A 13,840-nucleotide genomic window follows, 5' to 3' on the forward strand; every position below is an offset into this window, starting at 1 on the left:
CCAAGCGCTGATCTGTCGCGCGTCGCCTTCGCGGCGGCGTGCTGATCCCTGCTGCGGATTTCTCGCGGATCTCACGCGGAGAACGGTGTACTTCTGTGCTCAACACCTGGGTTGTCATACCCACCTGCCTGCCGTTGGTCCGGCGCCGCTGCCACACCTGTGCGTCCGGTCGTTTCCGGCCGAGCGGCAGGTTCCGCGTCAACGCCCACCACAAGCTCATCGACGTCTGGCTCCTCCTGCTCTGCACGGGGTGCGGGGAGACGGTGAAGCTCTCGGTGCTGGAGCGCGTGCGTGTGCGCTCCGTGCGGCCCGAGATGCTGGACCGGCTGCACGACAACGACCTCGGTCTGACGGCCGAGTTGCTCCAGGACCCCGCCGTGCTGCGCCGCAACCGCGTCGCCCTCGACCGGGCCGGCGCCTGGCGGCTCGACACCGGCGGTTCGGACCACCTCGTCCAGGAGGTGGCCGACGTCTCGGTCCGGTTCGCGGCACGGGTCCCGGTCCGGCCGGTGCGTCTGGTCGCCGACGGGTTCGGTCTCACGCGAGGTGAGGCGGAACGGCTGGCGGCGGAGGGGAAGTTGGTCTCGGCGGTCCGGCTGGGCAGCCGTCTTTCCGGTGACTTCACCTTCACGCTCAAGCGCTGACCGCGCTGCGAGGCGAGGGGGCCCGCCCGGCGGATCCCGCCGGGCGGGGCCCTGTTCGTTCATGACGGTGTCCCGGCGGCGAAGAAAAGGAACGTGGGGCGGGTGGACAGGTCCCGGAAGGCGTCGGGGAACAGGTCGCGGGCGGCCGGGTCGGGCTGGGGCGCGGTCGTAGTCGTTCACTCCGTCGGCGTGCGCGTCCGCGTCGGCGTCGGCGGGGTGGGCCGGGCTTTCGGGTTTCTCGGTCGCGTGTCCCATCGGCGCAGCCTAGGGGAAGCGTGTGCGCCGTGGGCCGGTCAGCGTACGAGGAGGTCGATCACGCCCGTCAGGTCCTCCTCGCCGCTGCCCTCGGCCAGGCGACGGCGCATCAACGCGAAGTAGGGAGTGAGCAGTTCTGGGCTCACACCCTGCTCCTCGGCGGTGGTCAGGAAGGTCGGTGTGCCGGCCACCTGCATGGCGAGCGTGGAGACGACGTCCTTGGTGTAGTCGCCGCTCCGCAGCTGGTCGGCGGTCTGATGGACGGCGGGGGCCATGGCGACGAGCCAGTCGGCGAGCAGCGGGGCGAACTCCGTGGGGTCGACCTCCTCCCCGCGGATCAGGGCGAAGGCGTGCGCCGCCCCGGCGAACATGCCGTACATGGCGCTGAGCAGGGCCACGTCGTACAGGGCCGCGAAGCCCGCGTCCTCGCCGACGAAGGTGGCTACGGCCGGGACGGCGAGGGTCTGGTGGTGCTGATCGAACAGCTCGCGCGAGCCGCTGAGGAGGACGTGGCCGCCGGCGTCCGGGACGCCGATCATCGGCGGGACGGCCATGATCCCGCCGTCCAGGTAGCGGGCGCCGCGCTCGCGGGCCCAGGCGGCGCGGGCACGTGCCTGGGCGGGCGTGCCGGTGGTCAGGTTGACCAGGTCCTTGCCGGTCAGATCAGTGCCGTTCAGTGTCTCCTCGACCGAGGCGTCGTCCAGGAGGCACACGACGGTCAGGGTGTTCGCCGCGACCGCCGTGGCGGCGCTGTCCGCCACCCGCGCGCCCGCGGCGGTCAGCGCCGCGGCGCGGGAGGGGGTGCGGTTCCACACGGTGAGGGGGTGGCCGGCGGCCAGCCAGACGCGGGCCAGCGCGGTGCCCATCGCGCCGAGGCCGAGCAGGGTGACGGGAGTCTTCGTCCCGGTGGTGTGCGACATACCGGTCAGGCTGGCCGTACCCGCGGTGGTGATCAAGTACGCACTCGCAAGTGGGTGGTTACCTTGGGGTGAGCGAGCAGGTCGAAGGGGTGGGGACATGGCGACGTCGAACCGGCCGGGCGCGTCGGACGGACACGTCTGCGGGATCGACACGGCGATGGAGGTGATCGGCGGCAAATGGAAGGTGCTCATCCTGTGGGCGCTGCACGAGCACCCTCGCCGCCGTTTCGGTGAGCTGCGCCGGCTGCTTCCCGGCGTCACCGAGAAGGTGCTGGCCTCCCATCTGCGGGAGATGGAGGCGGACGGCGTGGTGCGCCGGGTCTCCTACGACGAGGTGCCGCCCCGCGTGGAGTACTCGCTGACCGAGGACGGTGAGCGCCTCAATGACGCCCTGGAGCCGCTGGCCGCCTGGGGGCGCGAGCGGCAGGGGCCGGGCGGCGGACGGGGGGCGGCGCGATGACGGCCAGGTGCCCGTGAGCGCCTGCCCCCTCGTCGGGCGGGCGTGTGCGCCCCCTGGTCAGCCGGACGCGCCCGGGTCCTGGGGGTCCACGGCGCCCGCCTGCGCCTGTGCGATCAGCGCCTCGCGGGCGGCGGTGAGGATCTGCTCCGAGACGGGGTCCCCCTTCGTCGCACGGGAGAGCGTCAGGGCTCCCACCATGGTGCAGAGGCGGACGAAGCCGTCCTGGTCGTCGTCGGTGAGGGTGTCGGCGAACCTCCGCACGCCCTCCGTGTACACACGGTGGGCCTCGGACTCGCTGCCCGCCCGCGCTCTGTCGGGGGCGAAGCCGGTGATCGGGCAGCCCTCCGCCGCGCCGTCCCGGTGCTCTACGGAGAGGTAGCTCTCGACCACCTCACGGACGCCGTACTCCGGCGGGTACGCGTCGGCGGTCTCCTCGAAGGCGTACGCGGTGGCCTCGTCGACCAGGGCTTCCTTGGAGGCGAACTGCTTGTAGAAGCCACCGTGGGTCAGGCCGACGGCCTTCATCAGGTCCGCGACGCTGACGTTGGTGCCCTGCTCACGGAAGAGGCGGGAGGCGGTTTCCACGACCCGCTGCCGGTTCTCCTGCGCCTGCGCCTTCGACACACGGCCCATCGTTCACTACCTCTCAGTAGATGTCGGCTGACATCTTACATCGCGGCCCGCCGTCCGGTCACGCGATGTCCAGGGCGCCTTGCCGGCAGGCGTTGCTCGATCAGTGCCTCCCCCACGTTCACCCGCCGCCGCGAGCCGGCGGAGGGGGCCGCGCCGTCGCCCCCACAGGCGAGCCACGCCCCGCATTGTCCATGGCACCGCCCCCTGGGCCATCCGGATGCGGCATCCGGGGCGCGTCCGTGCCCGACGGGCGTGTGGCGTGGCGAGCCCGCCCGGTCGGGCCGAGCATGGGGGGTGCCCTGCCGGACATCGGACTCCCTCCGCTGTCGTGGGGTACTCCGTCCGCTCGGCCCCTCGACGAGGAGAGTGCCCATGACCTTCAACCCCCTGGAACAGCGTGGCATCCCGCTGGACCGCCAGCTGCGCAACTGGCGCGAGCTGAACGTGGAACCGATCGACCCGGACCGGTGCGACCCGTACACGCGGTGCCGGATCATCACCATGAACGGGATCGAGGTGGAGGCGATCCTGTTCAGCCACCAGCTCGCCCGCCACACCCCCGACCCGGAGATCAAACGGCAGCTGGCCCGGACCCGGTACATCGAGGCGCAGCAGCAGAAGGTGGTGAACTGGCTGCTGCCCGGCCTGTCCTCGGTGCTGGAGACGACCATCGCGTACGAGCAGGTGGCCGTCGACCTGACCGCCTGGGTGGCCCGTATGGAACCGGACCCGTATCTGAAGCAGGCCTACCAGTTCGGTGTGCTGGAGGACTTCGACCACCTGTACCGGTACGCCAACCTGTACGAGATGATCGAGCACCGCAAGGCGGAGTCCATCGTCGACAACCTCACGGAGGTCATGCCGGGCCGGCCCACGCGGTACCACCACCGCAACCCGGTCGACAACGTCCGCGACCCCTACGCGAAGGACCAGGCCAGCCCGCTGTCCAAGCTGCACGCGTTGACGATCATGTCGACGGAGCAGCAGACCATGAACTTCTACATGAACACCGGCCCCACCTACATGGAGCCGATCGCCCGTCAGCTGTACCAGGAGATCGGGCTGATCGAGGAGGAGCACGTCACCCACTACGAGTCCCTGGTGGACCCGGGTGAGACGTGGTGGGAGCAGCTCGTCAACCACGAGTACAACGAGTGCTACCTGTACTACTCCTTCATGGAGCAGGAGAGCGACCCGAAGGTCAAGGCCATCTGGGAGCTGCACCTGAACATGGAGCTGGAGCACCTGCACACGGCCTGCGACCTGATGCGTCAGCACGACGGGCGTGAGCCCGCCGAGGTGCTCGCCCCCGAGCTGCCCAACGTGCTCACCTTCGAGCCGAACAAGGCCTACCTGCGGGAGCTGCTCGACACGCAGATGGACCTGACCACGCTCGGGGCCGGTTACGTGCGTGAGGCGCACGAGCGGTTCGAGAAGATGCAGGAGCAGATCCACGGCGGTGAGGCCCCGCCCAGCGACCGGGTGATGCACGAGCACGACGCCATGTTCGGCCGCGAGTACCGCGTGCAGACCGAGGGTGAGCACCCCGACCCCGCCCAGCGCGAGAAGTAGGGAGGGGCCCCAGATGTCCGAGTTGCAGACTCCGCAGGCCGGGGACGACCACGCCCCGGACAACGACGTCGTCGCACTGCTGATGCGCCAGCACGGCGACATCCGCAACCTCTTCGACGAGGTTGAGGCGACCGCCGGCGACGAACGCCGGGACGCCTTCCGGCGACTGGTTCGGCTGCTGGCGGTGCACGAGACCGCGGAGGAAGAGGTCGTCCACCCCTTCGTCCGCCGGGCGGTGGCGGGCGGCGAGCAGATCGTCGAGGACCGGCTCACCGAGGAGCGTGAGGCCAAGGAGATGCTCGCGTCCCTGGACGAGATGGACCCCGACGACCCGCAGTTCCTCCCGCAGTTGATCCAGCTGCGACACGACGTGCAGACGCACGCCCGGGCGGAGGAGCGCTACGAGTTCAACCACATCCGCCGCAGCACCGACGTGACCAACCTCGCCGCGATGGCCAGGGCCATCAAGGCGGCCGAAGCGATGGCGCCCACCCGGCCCCATCCGGGTGTCGAGTCCGGCGCGAAGAACATGGCCCTCGGTCCGGTGGCCGCCCTCATGGACCGCACCAAGGACACCGTGCGCAAGGCCATGGGCGGGAGCTGAACCCGCACGACGGGCGCCGGCCGGCGGGGCTGGCCGGCGCCGTGCGGGGTAGACGGCGAGCGGCAGCCGATCGTTCGGAAGGACGGACCGCACCGTGAGCACCCCTGACCCGTGGGCCGACACGACTACCGCACCACGCCCGGAGCCTCGCCGGTCTTTGCTGGTGTGCGCGCTGATCGGCGCGGCCGTCATGGCGGCCGTGGACGAGATCGTCTTCCACCAGGTGCTGCACTGGCACCACTTCTACGACCGCTCCACGCCGGGCGTGGGTCTGCTGTCGGACGGTCTCCTGCACACCGCGGAACTGCTGGCGCTCGTCGCCGGGTTCTTCCTCTTCGCGGACCTGCGGCGGCGCCGGGCGCTGTCGACGGCGCACGCGTGGAGCGGGGCCCTGCTGGGCGCGGGCGCCTTCCAGGTCTTCGACGGTGTCGTCGACCACAAGGTGCTGCGGGTGCACCAGATCCGCTACGGGGTCGATGTCACCCCGTACGACTGGGCGTGGATCGCGGCGGGACTCGTGCTGTTGCTGGCCGGGGGCGCCCTCCTCGTCCGGGCGGGACGTGCCCGGGCGGGACATGTGCCGTCCGGGCGGGCAGGGCGACGGCCGTCGTGACGCCCGCCGTGTCCACGGCGTTCGGAGCGCCGGCCGTCCTCGCATGTGTCCTCGCGGGTGCGGCGTACGTGGCGGGTGCCGTCCGGCTGAGGCGGCGGGGTGACGCCTGGCCGTGGTGGCGGGACTGCGTCTTCGCCGGCGGCTGCGCGGCGGTCGTCTGGGGTCTGGCGGGACCGGTGCCGGGCGGGCCGTTCACCGCCCACACCGGCCGGCATCTGCTCGTGGCCATGGCGGGTCCCGCGCTGCTCGCGGTGGCCCGTCCGCTCACCCTCGTGCTGCGACTCCTGCCCCCGGGCGCTCTCCGTCGGGGGCTGCTGCGGGTGGCGCACTCCCCCGTCGCCGGGTGGTTGCTGTTCCCGCCGGTCGCCGCGGTCGTCGACATCGGCGGGCTGTGGGCGCTGTACCGCACGGACCTGTGGTCCGCCGCCCACCGACACTCCGTACTCGGGGCGCTGCTGGAGCTGCACATGCTGCTCGCGGGTGTGCTGTTCGCCATGGCCGTGTGCGCCGTCGATCCCGTCCGCAGGCGGTGGGGGCTTCCGCTGCGGGCCGTGACGCTGCTGGCGGCGGGGGCGGCCCACGCGGTGCTGGCGAAGGGTCTGTACGCGGCCGGCCCGCCGGGCACCGCCTTCGCGCCGCCCGACCTGCGGGCCGGGGCGCAGCTCATGTACTACGGCGGCGACGCGGTCGAGGTCCTCCTCGCGGTCGCGCTCGCCGTCCAGTGGTACGTGACGACGGGACGACGGCGGGCGCGGGAGGCGGTGCGGCCGGCGCGTGCCGGCAACCCCGCGCGGACGGGGGCGCACGCCGGGCCACCGGCACGGGGGCGGGCCTCCACCGGAGCCCCTCGGCCTGCGCGTTCCTCACGGTGACCCTCCCTTACGTGCTCTCGTGACCGTTGCCGGACGTCGACCGGCAACGGTCCGAGCGCGAAACGGCACCCCGCACATCGCCCCCACTCGTACGGCAGGCGTACTTCCGGCACCCCCCACGGTGTGCGTCACAGCGCTCCTTCCGGAGGGATTCGCCCAGCCCTGTCACCCCTTGTCCTGCCCTGTCTGCTGTTGCTCTGGTGCTGGCTCACGTACGGCCTGTTGCCGCTGCGGTGGCTAACCCGCGCCTCGCCGGCCCGGATCCCTCGCTGCAGCGCGCGTGCCAGGCCGCTTCGCGGGGCCGCTGGGAGCCCGCGGCCCGGCTCTTCGAGGAGGCCGGTCAGGACTGGGAGCGCCGTAGCCTGTACGCCCAGCGGCTGGTACAGGTCGCCGCCGGAGGGCGCGACCGCTGGCTGGAAGGCGTGGGAGGAGTCCAGGCCCGAAGACCCTGACGCCGCGCTGGTGGCGGCGCGTGCCGCAGTGGCGTACGCGTGGAGGGTGCGAGGCGGCGCGTCCGCGAGGGGAACGTCGCGGAGCCAGTTCGAGGGCTTCCACCGGGAGTTGCGTGCCTCGCGGGACGACATCGAGCGGGCTACGGCGCTCCGCCCCGACGACCCGTCGCCGCTCGTCGCGGAGATCCTGAGAGCGCGCGGACTGGGGTACTCCCACGAGGAGGTGCACGCGTTGCTGTCCCGTGTCACGGACCTGGCCCCCCAGCACTTCGAGGCACACAGCAGTGCGCTTCAGGACTGGACCGCAAAATGGCATGGCTCGCATCGGCTCGCGCGCGAGTTCGCCGAGAAGGCCGCCGCCGGTGCGCCGCCGGGGAGCCTGCTGGCGGTGCTGCCGATGATCGCCTGGTACGAGAACCACGTCGGCAAGCCGGGTGCCGCCGACTTCCTCGGCCCGTGAGGGACGTGCACTGGTCGACGCGGCAGTCGCCGACGTCGCACTGGCCGATCCGGATCACCCGAGGCTTCCGGAAGTACGGCACCTGTTGGGCTACTTCCTGTTCCGGCAGGGCCGGTACAGGTCGGCCCGGGAGCAGTTCCGCCATGTCGACGGCTTCGCGGAGGCGCTCCCGTGGCGGTACGCGCACGTGGCGTCGCTCCACTACCGCAGCGTCCGTACGAAGACGGGCCGGAAGGCGCTCACGGATCGCCGGCTGCGCTGATCACCCGGGCGGTCGTCGACGGGCTCCGGGTTAGGGTGCGTGCGTGGAGCGGATCGTGGTCGTGGGTGTCACCGGGGCGGGCAAGTCCACGCTCGCCCGCGCCTTGAGCGGTCGTCTGGGCCTGCCGTACCACGAGCTGGACGCTCTGTACTTCAGCGGGCCCCGGTGGGCCGTCAATGAGCGTTTCGTCGAGGACGTGTCGAGGCTCACCGCCGAGCCTCGCTGGATCATCGACTCCCTCGGCTACCCGGACGTCCGTGACCTGCTGTGGGACCGGGCCGACACGGTGGTCTGGCTGGACTATCCCAAGCGCGTCGTCATGCCTCGCGTCCTGCGCCGGTCCCTGCGGCGCACCGTCACACGTGAGGTCCTGTTCGGCGGCAACCGGGAGACCGTGTCGGGCTGGCTGAGCCGGGAGCACCCGGCCTGGTGGGCCTGGTCGCAACACGCGCCCCGTAGCCGCGAGATCGAGTGCCGTGTCCGCGATCCTCGCTTCGCCCCGCTCGACACCCACCGCTTCGACCACCCCGACGCCACGGCAGCCTGGCTGGCGTCCGTCTGATCCGGTGGGCCGCGTGTCCGGCCCCTCTGTGTGACGCTGCTTGACGGTTGGGGCGGCATGCGATCCCCTGCGCGCCCGTGCGCCCCTATCGGCTCCTCCCGTGGACAGGGAGCAACCGCGCAGGCTCGGACGTATGGGGGACACCACAGCAGACCGCATGTGCGCGGGCCGGGGAGACGGCACGGCCTGCCCGAACGGCGAGACCGAGGTCCTCGTGGACGGCGTTCGGTGTGAGGAGTGCCTGCATTACTGGGAGTTGGACGAGACCATGCCGTCGCGTCGATCGGTGGAAGGGGTCGAGTTGACGCGGCCGTCGGGGGATCACTGGGAGGTCGGCCCCGACACCGCCGCGTGACCATGGTGCGTGTGAGACGAATCCGCAGATTGCAGGCGGCGTCACCACTGCCGGTGCACGGTTGCCTTGCCTCCGGTCACCAGGCTGGCCGGCGGCACGTCTTCGGCCACGACCGCGCCGGCGGCGACGACCGCGTCACGGCCGATGGTGACGCCGGGGAGGATCGTGGCGCCGGCGCCGATCCACACGTTCTCCGCCACGTCGATCGGCGCGCCGGTGAGGTACAGCCGGCGTTCCTCCGGGTCGACCGGGTGTCCGCCGGTGATGAACGTGACCTTCGGACCGATCATCACGCGCTCGGCGATCCGGATCCCCGCGTAGTCCAGGAACGTGCAGTTCTGGTTGATGAAGACGCGTTCGGCCAGGTCGAGATTGAGGCCGTGGTCCGTGAAGAAGGGCGGGTAGATCGTGACCCGCGACGGCAGCGGCTTGCCGAGGATCTGCTCGAACAGCCGCGCCTTGCCCTCCTCGTCGTCGAACGGCAGGACGTTCAGGCGGGACGTCAGCTCGGTGACTCGCAGGACCCTCTCCGCCATGGCCTGGAACTCGGCGCTGTGGATGCGCATGAGACGGTCGCTGGGCATGTCACGGTCCCTTCTGGGGTGGAGTGGCTGGACGCCTTGGTGTGCGAACTACAGCGTGGAGACCGGGGCCCGGATCAACTGTGACTGACGACGTCCCGTTGGCGTGCGGCGCGGTCGGGGAGGCGTCAGCGACGTGATGCCGCCCTGCGGTGCCGCCCCGCACGCCGTCCACCTGTAGGTGGCGTTACGGGTGCCGCTGCGGGGCGGCAGGCCCCGGGGGCGCCTCGGCGGCGTCGTACGCGGGCGGGGACGAGGGCAGCTGGGGCAGGACCTCGGCCAGGTCACGGTGGATCCGGTCGGCTTCTCCACGGACCTGGACGGGGATGTCCCCGCGTTCGGCGACGAGGCGGTCATAGACGGGGGTGAGCTGAAACACGATGGGGGCGCTTTCCCTTTCTGAGCACGGCGTTTCCCAGGACTGACGCAGCATACGGGCCGCACCGCACGCCCCGACGACGGGCCCCGGCCCCTCGATCGCCGGCGAACGGGCTTCACGGAATCTCCACGCGGGTGTTGCGTGCGTATTACAGTCTTCTCTGCGCGACTGGTCATCTTGTGTCGCGCAAGAGATGGATGGGCCGGATTGATTCCGTGTGCCCGAGGTGCGCAGTGGGGGGCTTCATGCAGGAAATGGTCAAGGGTGCGAACGTGGCCCTGGCGGACCTCAGCGAGGACGTCGGATCGGTCATCGTCAGTCTGGGCTGGGCCAGCCCCACCGGCGAGGGCGACGCTGACGTGTCGGTGCTGCTGCTGGACGCGAACGGCAAGGTGCGCAGCGACAGCGACTTCTACTTCTACAACCATCCGGTGGCCGACGACGGAAGCGTGCAGCTTCTGGGGAAGACGCCGGCGGCGGACGGCAGCGAGGACCGGATCAGCTTCGACCTGACCGCGGTGCCCGGCGAGGTCGAGCGGATCGTCGTCGCCGCGAGCAGGTACGAGGGTGCCAGCTTCGGTGAGCTGGAGGACGTGAGGATCACGCTGGCCGACGCGGCCGGGGAGGGCCTGCTGCGGTTCGCCGTCGACGACGCCGACTCCGTCACGGCGGTCATCTTCGGCGAGCTGTACCGGCGGGGCGAGGAGTGGAAGTTCCGCGCCGTCGGGCAGGGATACGCGACCGGGCTCGCCGGGCTGGCCACCGACTTCGGCGTGGACATCGAGGACGACGCGGCCACGGAAGCGCAGGCGCAGGCGGAGGCGGCAGCGGACGCTGACGCGCAGGCGGAGGCGGAGGCGGGAGAAGAGCCGGGAGCGCTGCTCGACGCCGTCGGCGGGAGCGCCGGAGCCGACGGGCAAGGGGGCGTGACGGCGTCCGTGCCCGTCGCGGAGTCGGCCGGGCAGGCGTTGATGGACGCCGTTCCCGCCCCCCGCCGGCCCGACGACCAGGCGGACAAGGGCCAGGCGGACGCGGCCCGGAGGGACGAGGCCAAGAAGACGGCCGCCCGGCCGCGTACCGCGAAGAAGAAGGTCACCCTTCCCGCCACGGTGAAGAAGACTCTGGCGGAGAACGACTCGTGGAAGGCCGCGAGGCTGTTCCCGGTGTCCGCACTCAAGAGCGACCGGGACCGTGAGATGCGGGCCACCTCCGTGTTGTTGTCGGTGATGGCGCAGGTACCGGAGTTCAGCCGACGGCTCACCGCGGCGTTCGGGGCCCCGGCGGGCCGCATGGAGACGTTCACGGAAGTCTCCCTGCCCCACGGCGACAGCCCGCGCCGCCCGGACGGCGTCATCCGCGTGGAACGGGCCGGGAAGCTGTGGACCGCCCTGGTGGAGACGAAGACCAACGGCAACGCCCTCAAGGCCGAGCAGGTGCAGGCGTACATGGACATCGCCGCGCGCCGCGGCTACGAAGCCGTGATCACGCTGACGAACGACGTCGCCCTGGAAGGCAGTCCGCTCGTCGACGTCAAGATCGACAGGCGGCGCAAGCACAAGGTCGCCCTGTGGCACCTGTCCTGGGCGGAAGTGGCCCACCAGGCGCAGATGCTGATCAGGCACGAGGGCGTGGGCAACGCCGCGCACGCCTGGCTGCTGCAGGAACTGCTGCACTACCTCCAGCACGAGAACTCCGGCTGCCACGGCTTCCAGAACATGGGGCCCTCCTGGGTCCCCGTGCGCAACGGCATCGACGACGAGACCCTCTGTCAGGGGGACGGCCGGGCGCTGGAGGTCGTCGAGAACTGGGAACGGCTCATCCGCCAGGTCTGCCTCAGGCTGGGTGGCGAGCTGGGCCAGAAGGTCCTGCCCGTCCAGCGGGCCAAGCGCGGGACGGACCCGAAGGAACGCCGTGACCGCCTCGCCGACCAGCTCTGCCTCGACGGGCGCCTCCAGGCCGAGCTGCGGATCGACGGCACCCCCGGCGTCCTGACCGTCGGCGCGGACCTGCGCACCGGCAAGCTGCGCACCGCCATCGACGTCCCCGCACCCGAGCAGGGCTACCCGCTGAGCTGGGCCAAGCGGCTCGTCCGGCGTCTGGCGGACGCACCGGCGGACCTGCACGTCGAGACCCTCGTCGACAGCACCGGCCCGGGTCCGCGCGGCACCCTGGAGCGGTTGCGTCCCGAACCGGCGGACCTGCTCCCCAAGGACGGCGCGACCAGGATCACCGGGTTCCGGCTGTCCCTGTTCAAGGGCATGGGAAGTGGCCGCGGCAACGCCGAGACCGGTTTCATCCGCAGTGTCGACGACGCCGTGCACCGCTTCTACACCACGGTCGTCGTCCACCTGGACGCCCCCGTGGCACGCCGGAAGCCGGCGAGGGAGCGCGTGGCGGCGGCCGAGTGACGTGACGGACGGTCGGGGGGGGGGGGCCGGCGCGCGCCCCCCCCCCCCCGCCGGGCGGGGGGGGGGGGGGCCCGGGGGCCCCCCCCCCCCCGCCGCCGGGGGGGCCCCCGGCCCCCGGGGCGGGGGGGGGGGGGGGGGGGGGGGGGGGGGGGGGGGGGGGGGGGGGGGGGGGGGGGGGGGCCCCCCCCCCCCCCCCCCCCCCCCCGGCGGTCCGGGGCCTGACTCGTACCAGGTGCACCGCCGGCACCGTCGACGAGTGTGCCCAGCACGTCGAGGACGAGGGCGTCGATGCTCACGGGTCGCGGCAGCGGGAACTCCGCAGGCGGGTCGGGGAGGACCGTTCAGAGGCGTACCACGATCAGGGCGATGTCGTCGCGGCCTCCGTCGGCCACGCCCAGGCGGGTGAGCAGGGTGTCGGCCAGGGGCTCGGGGTCCAGGTGCGCGTGGCCGGCGAGCGCGTCGGTGAGGCGGAGCAGGCCCGCGTCGATGTCCTCGCCCCGGCGTTCGATGAGCCCGTCGGTGTACAGCACCAGGGTGTCGCCCGGCAGGTAGTCGACCGTGGCCTGGGGTCGCGGGGTCCGCTCCGTGAGGATGCCGAGCGGCGGGTCGGTGGCCTGGTCGAGCAGGAGCACCGTGCCGTCGGGGCTTCCGAGGACCGGCGGGGGGTGACCGGCGCACGTGTAGGTGATGTGCCGGCCGCGGGTGTCGACGACGGCCTTGGCCGCGGTCGTCGCGAGCGCGCCCTCGAAGGTGCGGGCGTAGCGGCTGAGGAGGTCCATCGCCCCGCCGGGCTCCTGGATGGCGCGTACGGCGGCGGACAGCGCGCTGCGGAGCATGCCCATGACGGCGGCCGCCTCCAGGCCGTGGCCGACGACGTCGCCCACCGCGACGGTGAAGCTGTCGTCGGCCAGGTCCACCACGTCGTACCAGTCGCCGCACACGTTGAGGGACCGGGTGGCGGGCATGTAACGCACGGCGATGCCGCGGTGGGAGGCCAGGTCCGGGGCGTGCAGCATGACCTCCTGCAGGGCCAGGGCGGTCCTGCGTTCCCAGTCGTGCGCGGCGCGGAGCTTCTCGTTGGTCTCCTGCAGTTCGCGTGCCCGCGCGTACAGCTCCGCCTCCGTCACGGCCCGGGTCCTGCCCCGGCCCGTCGGCGCGTCGTGCGCCGTGCGGGACAGCAGGAACTCGGTCATGTCCTCGACGCGGTGCACGATCCACGCGATCTCGCCGTCGGGTCCGAGGACGGGTGTGTTGACCGGCGACCACCAGCGTTCCTGGAACTCGCCGGGGCGGCCCGGCACCGCGAGGTCGTACCGCTGCACGGCCAGGGAGTCCGGTTCCCCCGTATCGAGGACCCGCTGGAAGGAAGCGCTCAGGTTGCGGATGCCGTCCGCCGCCGGGTCGTCGGGGTTGTCCGGGTAGACGTCGAACAGGTACTGGCCGATCAGGTCCTGACGGGCACGGCCGGTCACGCTGAGGTACATCTCGTTGACCTCGACCACCACGAGATCGGGGTCCAGCACCAGGTAGGGGCTGGGCATGACCGAGAACAAGGCCCGGTAGTCGACCCTCGGTGTGCTCATGTGCGGTCTCCCGTCCCGCGCCGGCGCGTCACGGACAGTATGCGCCGTGGAGGGGGACGACGTCCCTCGGCTCGCCCGGCCGCCTGCAGGGGTGCCGCGACCGGGTTGCTTGCCGGCTAGGGCATGACGCCCCAGGAATTGGCGAAGATGAGCGGACAGCATGAAGCTGACGACCATCACCAACGTCTCCGTCGACGGGGTCATGCAAGGGCTCGGCGGCTCGCA

The 13,840-nt window shown here is 71.9% G+C and carries 17 protein-coding genes; 12 read left to right on the plus strand and 5 right to left on the minus strand.

The window, feature by feature from the left end; translation table 11 throughout:
• Positions 1-95 precede the first annotated feature (95 nt).
• Positions 96-644, plus strand: coding sequence for a DUF1062 domain-containing protein (locus ACIF8S_RS07150; protein ID WP_399997836.1), 549 nt, complete (start codon positions 96-98; stop codon positions 642-644).
• Positions 645-937: 293 nt separating this feature from the next.
• Here the strand turns inward: ACIF8S_RS07150 and ACIF8S_RS07155 are convergent, their stop codons facing one another.
• Positions 938-1,819 carry an NAD(P)-dependent oxidoreductase gene (locus tag ACIF8S_RS07155; protein ID WP_399997837.1) on the minus strand — a complete coding sequence of 294 codons (882 nt, stop codon included), beginning with the start codon at positions 1,817-1,819 and terminating at the stop codon, positions 938-940.
• Positions 1,820-1,916: 97 nt separating this feature from the next.
• On the opposite strand from ACIF8S_RS07155, the gene ACIF8S_RS07160 reads away from it, so the two are divergent.
• Complete coding sequence (locus ACIF8S_RS07160; protein ID WP_399997838.1) at positions 1,917-2,279, plus strand: winged helix-turn-helix transcriptional regulator; 363 nt, start codon at positions 1,917-1,919, stop codon at positions 2,277-2,279.
• 57 nt (positions 2,280-2,336) lie between these two features.
• Here the strand turns inward: ACIF8S_RS07160 and ACIF8S_RS07165 are convergent, their stop codons facing one another.
• Positions 2,337-2,912, minus strand: a complete 576-nt coding sequence (locus ACIF8S_RS07165; protein ID WP_399997839.1) for a TetR/AcrR family transcriptional regulator — start codon at positions 2,910-2,912, stop codon at positions 2,337-2,339.
• Positions 2,913-3,284: 372 nt separating this feature from the next.
• Here ACIF8S_RS07165 and ACIF8S_RS07170 point away from each other — a divergent pair, with 372 nt between their 5' ends.
• From ACIF8S_RS07170 to ACIF8S_RS07210, 9 genes are all read left to right on the plus strand, one after another.
• A complete protein-coding gene (locus tag ACIF8S_RS07170) occupies positions 3,285-4,484 on the plus strand; it encodes a hypothetical protein (RefSeq protein WP_349794954.1) in 1,200 nt (399 codons plus the stop codon).
• Between the two features lie 13 nt (positions 4,485-4,497).
• Positions 4,498-5,088 carry a hemerythrin domain-containing protein gene (locus tag ACIF8S_RS07175; protein ID WP_399997842.1) on the plus strand — a complete coding sequence of 197 codons (591 nt, stop codon included), beginning with the start codon at positions 4,498-4,500 and terminating at the stop codon, positions 5,086-5,088.
• A gap of 94 nt (positions 5,089-5,182) precedes the next feature.
• The gene (locus ACIF8S_RS07180) at positions 5,183-5,701 is read left to right on the plus strand and encodes a DUF2243 domain-containing protein (RefSeq protein ID WP_399997843.1); all 519 of its coding nucleotides are present in this window, start codon (positions 5,183-5,185) and stop codon (positions 5,699-5,701) included.
• Positions 5,698-6,573, plus strand: a complete 876-nt coding sequence (locus tag ACIF8S_RS07185; protein ID WP_399997844.1) for a cytochrome c oxidase assembly protein — start codon at positions 5,698-5,700, stop codon at positions 6,571-6,573. The genes ACIF8S_RS07180 and ACIF8S_RS07185 overlap by 4 nt, the downstream gene beginning before the upstream one ends.
• Before the next feature lie 233 nt (positions 6,574-6,806).
• The gene (locus tag ACIF8S_RS07190; RefSeq protein WP_399997845.1) at positions 6,807-7,025 is read left to right on the plus strand and encodes a hypothetical protein; all 219 of its coding nucleotides are present in this window, start codon (positions 6,807-6,809) and stop codon (positions 7,023-7,025) included.
• Between the two features lie 109 nt (positions 7,026-7,134).
• The gene (locus ACIF8S_RS07195; RefSeq protein ID WP_399997846.1) at positions 7,135-7,485 is read left to right on the plus strand and encodes a hypothetical protein; all 351 of its coding nucleotides are present in this window, start codon (positions 7,135-7,137) and stop codon (positions 7,483-7,485) included.
• A gap of 85 nt (positions 7,486-7,570) precedes the next feature.
• A complete protein-coding gene (locus tag ACIF8S_RS07200) occupies positions 7,571-7,747 on the plus strand; it encodes a hypothetical protein (RefSeq protein WP_399997847.1) in 177 nt (58 codons plus the stop codon).
• Between the two features lie 43 nt (positions 7,748-7,790).
• On the plus strand, positions 7,791-8,309 hold the full coding sequence (locus tag ACIF8S_RS07205) for an adenylate kinase (protein WP_399997849.1): 519 nt from the start codon (positions 7,791-7,793) through the stop codon (positions 8,307-8,309).
• Positions 8,310-8,442: 133 nt separating this feature from the next.
• Positions 8,443-8,664 (plus strand): hypothetical protein, encoded by a 222-nt coding sequence (locus ACIF8S_RS07210; protein WP_399997851.1) that lies wholly within the window; start codon positions 8,443-8,445, stop codon positions 8,662-8,664.
• 41 nt (positions 8,665-8,705) lie between these two features.
• Here ACIF8S_RS07210 and ACIF8S_RS07215 read toward each other — a convergent pair whose 3' ends face one another.
• Positions 8,706-9,248, minus strand: a complete 543-nt coding sequence (locus tag ACIF8S_RS07215; protein WP_349794946.1) for a DapH/DapD/GlmU-related protein — start codon at positions 9,246-9,248, stop codon at positions 8,706-8,708.
• A gap of 184 nt (positions 9,249-9,432) precedes the next feature.
• Positions 9,433-9,624, minus strand: coding sequence for a hypothetical protein (locus ACIF8S_RS07220; protein ID WP_399997853.1), 192 nt, complete (start codon positions 9,622-9,624; stop codon positions 9,433-9,435).
• Between the two features lie 245 nt (positions 9,625-9,869).
• Between ACIF8S_RS07220 and ACIF8S_RS07225 the strand changes: the two genes are divergently transcribed.
• Positions 9,870-12,032, plus strand: coding sequence for a TerD family protein (locus tag ACIF8S_RS07225; protein ID WP_399997854.1), 2,163 nt, complete (start codon positions 9,870-9,872; stop codon positions 12,030-12,032).
• Positions 12,033-12,373: 341 nt separating this feature from the next.
• On the opposite strand, the gene ACIF8S_RS07230 is transcribed toward ACIF8S_RS07225, so the two are convergent.
• On the minus strand, positions 12,374-13,615 hold the full coding sequence (locus tag ACIF8S_RS07230) for a PP2C family protein-serine/threonine phosphatase (protein WP_399997855.1): 1,242 nt from the start codon (positions 13,613-13,615) through the stop codon (positions 12,374-12,376).
• Between the last annotated feature and the right edge of the window lie 225 nt (positions 13,616-13,840).

The sequence above is a fragment of the Streptomyces sp. NPDC085937 genome (assembly GCF_044540535.1).
Taxonomy (GTDB): domain Bacteria; phylum Actinomycetota; class Actinomycetes; order Streptomycetales; family Streptomycetaceae; genus Streptomyces.

Coding starts and splice junctions, on each gene's coding strand:
- ACIF8S_RS07230 (WP_399997855.1), bottom strand. CDS start 13,615: ATGAGCACACCGAGGGTCGACTACCGGGCCTTGTTCTCGGTCATGCCC.
- ACIF8S_RS07165 (WP_399997839.1), bottom strand. CDS start 2,912: ATGGGCCGTGTGTCGAAGGCGCAGGCGCAGGAGAACCGGCAGCGGGTC.
- ACIF8S_RS07210 (WP_399997851.1), top strand. CDS start 8,443: ATGGGGGACACCACAGCAGACCGCATGTGCGCGGGCCGGGGAGACGGC.
- ACIF8S_RS07175 (WP_399997842.1), top strand. CDS start 4,498: ATGTCCGAGTTGCAGACTCCGCAGGCCGGGGACGACCACGCCCCGGAC.
- ACIF8S_RS07170 (WP_349794954.1), top strand. CDS start 3,285: ATGACCTTCAACCCCCTGGAACAGCGTGGCATCCCGCTGGACCGCCAG.
- ACIF8S_RS07215 (WP_349794946.1), bottom strand. CDS start 9,248: ATGCCCAGCGACCGTCTCATGCGCATCCACAGCGCCGAGTTCCAGGCC.
- ACIF8S_RS07225 (WP_399997854.1), top strand. CDS start 9,870: ATGCAGGAAATGGTCAAGGGTGCGAACGTGGCCCTGGCGGACCTCAGC.
- ACIF8S_RS07155 (WP_399997837.1), bottom strand. CDS start 1,819: ATGTCGCACACCACCGGGACGAAGACTCCCGTCACCCTGCTCGGCCTC.
- ACIF8S_RS07160 (WP_399997838.1), top strand. CDS start 1,917: ATGGCGACGTCGAACCGGCCGGGCGCGTCGGACGGACACGTCTGCGGG.